The sequence below is a fragment of the Puia sp. genome, assembly GCF_036500295.1.
GTDB lineage: Bacteria > Bacteroidota > Bacteroidia > Chitinophagales > Chitinophagaceae > Puia.
In genome coordinates this window covers 1-5,191 of the sequence record NZ_DASYCH010000126.1, presented here as the reverse complement: position 1 = coordinate 5,191, position 5,191 = coordinate 1, and the positions used below count along the sequence as shown (strand labels likewise).

At 54.1% G+C, this 5,191-nt stretch carries 4 protein-coding genes and 1 pseudogene; 4 read left to right on the top strand and 1 reads right to left on the bottom strand.

The genetic code is table 11. From position 1 onward, the window contains the following. The 3 genes from VGM48_RS23675 to VGM48_RS23665 all read left to right on the top strand — a co-directional run. A partial coding sequence (locus VGM48_RS23675; RefSeq protein WP_331583222.1) for an SPASM domain-containing protein occupies positions 1–299 on the top strand: 299 nt, incomplete at its 5' end. Between the two features lie 241 nt (positions 300–540). Beyond that, on the top strand, positions 541–2,712 hold the full coding sequence (locus VGM48_RS23670; protein ID WP_331583220.1) for a family 10 glycosylhydrolase: 2,172 nt from the start codon (positions 541–543) through the stop codon (positions 2,710–2,712). A 78-nt stretch (positions 2,713–2,790) separates the two neighbouring features. Continuing rightward, complete coding sequence (locus tag VGM48_RS23665; protein WP_331583218.1) at positions 2,791–4,011, top strand: DegT/DnrJ/EryC1/StrS family aminotransferase; 1,221 nt, start codon at positions 2,791–2,793, stop codon at positions 4,009–4,011. A gap of 55 nt (positions 4,012–4,066) precedes the next feature. On the opposite strand, the gene VGM48_RS23660 is transcribed toward VGM48_RS23665, so the two are convergent. Continuing rightward, positions 4,067–4,585 (bottom strand): hypothetical protein, encoded by a 519-nt coding sequence (locus VGM48_RS23660; protein WP_331583216.1) that lies wholly within the window; start codon positions 4,583–4,585, stop codon positions 4,067–4,069. Positions 4,586–4,754: 169 nt separating this feature from the next. Between VGM48_RS23660 and VGM48_RS23655 the strand changes: the two are divergent. Beyond that, positions 4,755–5,191: pseudogene (locus VGM48_RS23655) on the top strand (RNA polymerase sigma-54 factor); the annotation flags it as partial.

Here is a 5,191-nt window from a genome sequence, read left to right as displayed (position 1 = left end):
ATAATAAATTTAGCCGCTACCGGAAGAATGGCGACGGCGAATATATACTGAAGAACTCGCTTGAGAACCATTGCTGGCGGCTCTGGCATGCAACCGTGATCACCTGGGATGGCCTCGTGGTTCCCTGCTGCTTCGACAAGGACGCACAACACCCACTGGGTGACCTCAAAGGAAAACCGTTCCGAGAGATCTGGCACAACGAACAGTATATTGAATTTCGTCGCCAGATCCTGCAAAGCCGGAAGAATATCGATATTTGCGCCAACTGCAGCGAAGGAACGAAAGTGTGGAGTGAATAGCGTGCGCTGCAATGCCGGATCATCCCGATAACAGGTCGTACGCAGTATTATAAACCTTTATGCTCGTCCGGGACCTGCACCGCGCATCGCGATAACTTCAGAAGGACATCTTCAGAAGGACATCGCAAAAACGTCAGAAGGACGTCGCGAAAACGGCAGAAGGACATCGTGATCGCGGCACAACGGATAAATTCTGTACATTTAGACATTATATAATTGAGAACAAAAGGGTGGCGACTCCATGGCACTTGAAAACGAAATCAACCAGCGAAAATTCCGGAACGAATATCAGAAGGCAGGGATCAATCTTATCTATACCTATAACTGGATGACGGAACGGCTCAACGCCCTCTTCGACAAATGGGACATCACCCCCCGCCAGTTCAATATCCTCCGGATCCTTCGGGGTGCCGGTAAACCGCTGTCCACACTCCAGATCCGTCAGCGGATGCTCGATAAAATGAGCGATACAAGCCGGATCGTGGACCGCCTGTTGAAAAAGGGCCTGGTGAAAAAGAACCCGAATGCCGGCGACCGCCGCCTCGTAGACGTCATGATCACGGCAAAAGGCAAAAAACTCCTTGAAAAGATCGATGCCTATGAAGAGGAAATGGACGAGGTCATGAAGAGCCTTTCGGTCGACGAAACAAAAACCCTCAACAGCTTGCTGGATAAACTACGCAATATCGCAGGGGTCGTCCTCCTTGCCGCCCTCCTGTCGTCCATCCCCGCATTTTTATCCGCGCAACAGCTTCCGCCACCGGTGAGCCAAACCACCGCCACACAGTCGCCCCCCGCGCCAGCGACCCGAATCGCAACGCCCTCGCCCCATACCCCCCCTCGATCCGCTGCATCCCACCAATCCGCTGCGTCTCCCCAATCCCCAAAATATGAATTCCGCGCCGCCTGGGTCGCCTCCGTGGAAAATATCGACTGGCCCTCAAAAAAGGGATTGCCGGCCGATAGCCAGCGGGCAGAATTTATCCGCCTCGCGGATATGCACAAAAAGAATGGTCTCAATGCCCTGGTCGTCCAGATCCGGCCCGCCGCCGACGCCTTCTATCCTTCCACCCTTGAACCCTGGAGCGAATGGCTGACCGGTGTACAGGGCAGGCCCCCGGTGCCGTATTATGATCCATTGCAGTTCATGATCGAAGAAACACACCGGCGCGGTATGGAATTCCATGCCTGGTGCAACCCCTACCGGGCCGTCAAGACCATCGGACGGTCTTCCGTCGCACCCGATCATATCACCCGACAGCATCCCGAATGGTTTGTCCGTTTTGAGAACACACTGTATTTCGATCCCGGGAATAAGGAAGTACAGGAATATGTGACCGGTGTGATCCGCGATATCGTCCGCCGCTATGATATCGACGCCCTTCATTTCGACGACTATTTCTATCCCTATGATATCGTGGAAGGCAGCGCGAAAAGTGACTTCCCCGACGGCGCCAGTTATGCGAAATACGGCAACGGCATGTCGATCGGCGACTGGCGAAGAAGCAATGTGGATTCCATCGTACTAAAAATAAGCAGGGCGATCAAGGAAGAAAAAAAATATTGCAAGTTTGGCATCAGCCCCTACTGCGTCTGGCGGAATAAAAGCAGGGACCCGGAGGGCAGCGAGACGATCTCGGGAGTGACCAACTACGACAATCTCTACGCCGATATCCTTCTTTGGTTAAAGAACGGATGGATTGACTATGTCGTTCCCCAGATCTATTTTGAATTCACTCAGCCGCATGTACCCTTCGGCGTTCTGCTGGACTGGTGGGGCCGTCATTCGTATGGCAGGCAGTGTTATATCGGCCTTGCGCCGTACAAACTCGGCACCAATGCCGCCTGGCGGGACCCCTCGCTCCTGCCCCGCGAGATCCAGGCGCAGCGATCCACCGAAGGCGTGCAGGGAGCGGTCTATTTCAGCAGCAAATCCTTCGAGCGGGACCCCTATGGTTTTAACGACAGCCTTCAGAATAACTATTATAAATACCCCGCCCTGATCCCGCCGATGCCCTGGCTCGATACCACCCGTCCCCATGAACCCACCTTCCGTACGGAGACCAATAAGAAGGAAGGCAGCGGGACCGCCTGGCTCACAAAGGGAAGCCAGGACGACAGCCTGCGGGGATTCGCCGTTTACCGCCTGGACTCCGCGGATATCGCAAGTCTCGACTCCACACCCATCTATGAATTCATCCCTTACGATCCCGTGGCCGGTTTCACGGTCCATGGTACGGTGGAAGAGAAAGGCAAGCCACACTTTTATTATGTGACGGCCGTAAGCCGGACCAATATGGAAAGCCTGCCCGTTCCAATCCTTTTCTCTAATTTTGTAGCCATGACCACGACGGCCCCGCCATTGGCCGGACCCGCCATTGGCCGGAGACTCCCATCAGCCGCCGGCCAATAATTAAATGATGATCCTCCGCCATGGCTTGCCATGGCGAAGAAACTAAACAAATCATATTACTAAACAAATCTTATAAACATGCCAGGTTTTGAATTATTCGGCCCCGAAGAACGCAAAGAGATCAACGACGTCATGGACTCCGGCATCCTGATGCGCTATGGATTCGACGCCCCCCGCAAAGGCATCTGGAAGGCCAAAGAGCTGGAACAAGCCATCAGCGCCCGGCTGGACTGTAAATATACGCAGTTGGTCTCCAGCGGAACGGCCGCCCTGACAACCGCCTTTGCCGCGCTGGGTATCGGCGCCGGCGATGAGGTCATCATGCCCGTTTTTACCTTCGTGGCCAGCTTCGAGTCGATCCTCAGCGTAGGGGCCATCCCGGTGCTGGTAGACGTGGATGAGACCCTGACTTTAGATCCCGGTGCCGTCCGTGCCTCGATCACCCCCCGGACCAAATGCATCATGCCGGTTCATATGTGTGGCGCAATGGCCGACCTGGACGCCCTGATGACCATCGCCAACGAACACGACCTGATCCTGCTGGAAGACGCCTGTCAGAGCTTTGGCGCAAAATATAAAGGGAAATACCTGGGCACCATCGGTCATGCCGGGACCTTCTCCTTCGACTTCGTAAAGACCGTCACCTGTGCGGAAGGAGGGGGGATCGTCACCAACAGCGAAGACGTGTATACAAAGTGTGACGGATATTCCGATCACGGGCATGACCACAAAGGAGTCGACCGCGGCGCGGACCTCCACCCCTTTATCGGGTACAACTACCGGATCTCCGAACTCCATGCCGCCATCGGGCTGGCGCAGGTCCGTAAACTCGACCGCTTCCTGGCCATCCAGAAAAACAACCATGGTCAATTAAAGGCCATCCTCTCAAAAATACCCGAAGTCAGCTTCCGCGAAATACCCGATCCTTCCGGCGATAGCTGTACCTTCCTCAGTTGGTTCCTTCCCACCGAAGAGCTGACCCGCGGCCTCATCGCCGAGCTAAAGGAACAAGCCATCCTGGCCGGTAATTTTTACTGGTTCGATAATCTGTGGCATTACTTCCGCAAATGGGACCATCTCCGCCAGGCGGCAACTTTGTACAACCTGAACGACGGACAGCGAGAGGCGCTCCTGGCATTAAAAACGGCCGACTATCCCGCCAGCGATCGCATCATGGGTCGTTGCGTCTCCACCGCGATCGCGCTGTCATGGACGGAAGAGCAGACCCGCGAAAAAGGAGAGAAGATCGCCACAGCCATCAAAAAGGTGCTGGCAGCCTCCCAGGTATCGAGCCGGTAACCGCCGCTCCGGCCATCATACCCATTGGGCATCGTCGTCTATACCACCCGCAAGGTCATTTCCCCTCCAGGTGATTCACATATTCCAGCGACCCCAGCCGGAAATGCAGGGGAATACGCGTCGTTTTCTCAAATTCCAGCTCTTTTTGACAGAAAAAGCCCATGTGCCGGGCATAATAATCGCCGCCGATCGGATGTATGGCAGCAGGAGGAGCGTATATGTCAATCGCCCGTATAGGCGGCAGGGGAGTCTTTTCAACCACAAGCCCGTCCGCCCTCCCAATCACCAGCGCACCAGTCCTCGCGCCTAGCCCCCCGGCACCCCAGCCTTCAAACACCCAATCGGAAGTCCTCGTGATCAAATTCCCAGTCTCAATCCCCGACGCCGGATCCCCGGTTCGCACGATCAAACCCCCGGGACCCAACCCCTCTAAACGCAGATTCCCGACCCCCACCTTCCAATCAAGGCGTTCAGGTATTTTTTTAATTTCCCGGTTATCCCCATTTTGAGCGCGCACAACCCCGGCGAATAGTATTGAAATACATACAACAAGAAAAGTTTTTATTCGTTGCATGGTCGATCCCTCCTTTTTGTGTAGATTTACGGCCTGATTTTTGTGGTTCGAGCCGATTTTTCCTTAATAAGGGCAAATCGACGGCGTAAAACCCCTGATATACATGTCTTTAAGTCAATCATTACAGCAAAAGTTACTCCAAAAACTGTCTCCGCAGCAGATTCAGTTAATGAAACTGCTACAGGTACCTACGGCAAACCTGGAAGAACGGATTAAAGAAGAGCTGGAAGAAAATCCGGCGCTGGAAGAAACGGCGGATGACCATGAAGATGGACTCACGGATGACTCGAAAGATGAATTCGAAAGCGGAGAAGAATTCGAGGAGAAAGATGGCAGCGAAGACGAATATGAAAATCTTGACATCAGCGAATATGTCAACGAATACGACGATGATGTCGCAGATTATAAACTCCGTGACGACAACTACCCCGATGCCGACGAAGATCGGGTCATGCCGCATAAGGTCGAGACCTCTTTTCATGAACTGCTCCTGGATCAGTTGGGCATGCTCGTGGTAGATGACCGCACCCGTAAGATCGCCGAACAGATCGTCGGCAGCATCGACGACGACGGCTACCTGCGGCGGGAGACGGCTTCCATCGCCGA